Annotated in this window: 2 protein-coding genes; both read left to right on the plus strand. The window is 47.7% G+C overall.

Going from position 1 to position 1,343, the window contains the following annotated elements:
• The coding region (locus PX481_RS11585; RefSeq protein WP_288094616.1) for a 4-hydroxythreonine-4-phosphate dehydrogenase PdxA at nucleotides 1-150 on the plus strand (150 nt) is incomplete at its 5' end.
• Between the two features lie 24 nt (nucleotides 151-174).
• Nucleotides 175-1,343 (plus strand): aldehyde dehydrogenase family protein (locus PX481_RS11590; RefSeq protein WP_288094615.1); only part of this gene is annotated, 1,169 nt, incomplete at its 3' end.

Here is a 1,343-nt window from a genome sequence, read left to right on the forward strand (position 1 = left end):
CCTTTTGTTCGCACCTCTCCAGACCACGGGACGGCTTTTGATATCGCCGGTCTTGGCATCGCTAGGGCCCAGAGTATGCAAGCGGCGATCCAATTAGCGATCGAATTATGTCAGCAGCGGGACAACCGGAGAACTAAACTAGAGATATAGCCCTCGATAGGAGACAATTGGGATATGGGTATCGCTTCAGTTAACCCTGCCACGGGAGAAATTCTCAAGACTTTTACCCCTCTAACCTCGGAGGAATTGGCGGCGAAATTGGCCCTAGCTGAGGCCACTTTTCAGCAGTATCGCCGCACCGCCATCAGTGAACGGGGACAGTGGTTACGGCAAGCGGCGGATATTTTGGAACGGGATCAAGTAGCATTGGCTAAAACCATGACTTTAGAAATGGGGAAACCAATCAAATCAGCGATCGCAGAAGTCCTCAAATGTGCCTTGGTTTGTCGTTTTTATGCCGATAATGCCGCCGGTTATCTGGAAGATGTGCTGATTACCACCGATGCTAGTCGCAGTTTTGTCCGTTATCAACCGTTAGGGGTGATTTTAGCGGTTATGCCCTGGAATTTCCCTTTATGGCAAGTATTTCGCTTTGCTGCCCCCGCTTTAATGGCGGGAAATGTCGGCCTACTCAAACACGCTTCTAATGTCCCCCAATCAGCTTTAGCGGTGGAAAGAATTTTATTAGAAGCCGGTTTTCCCGAAGGTGCTTTTCAAACTCTTTTGATCGGGGCCGATCGCGTTAGTGATTTAATTAACGATGAACGGGTAAAAGCCGCCACTTTAACCGGTAGTGAACCGGCGGGGATGAGTTTAGCGGCCGCCGCAGGAAAACAGATCAAAAAAGTGGTTTTGGAGTTGGGAGGTAGTGATCCTTTTATCGTTTTAGATACTGCCGATATCGAGGCGGCAGCGGCTACGGCAGTGACGGCAAGATTGTTAAATAATGGTCAGACTTGTATCGCCGCTAAACGGTTTATTGTTATGGAAACTGTCGCCGCTCAATTTGAACAGTTATTAGTGGCCAAATTCCAAGCTTTAAGAGTTGGTGATCCCCTCGATGAAACTGTTGATATCGGTCCTTTGGCCACGGTATCGATCGTCTCGGAAATTGCCCATCAAGTCGAAAAAACCGTCGCTATGGGTGGTAAAGTCCTTGTGGGGGGTCAACGTTTAGAGGGAAAAGGTAACTTTTATCTACCAACGATTTTAACCGATATTCCTGTCGGTTCTCCGGGGGAAAAAGAGGAATTTTTTGGACCGGTGGCTTTACTATTTCGAGTCAAAAATATCGATGAAGCGATCGCTTTAGCTAATGATAGTCCCTTTGGTTTAGGTTCTAG

Source organism: Microcystis sp. M53603_WE2, assembly GCF_030065435.1.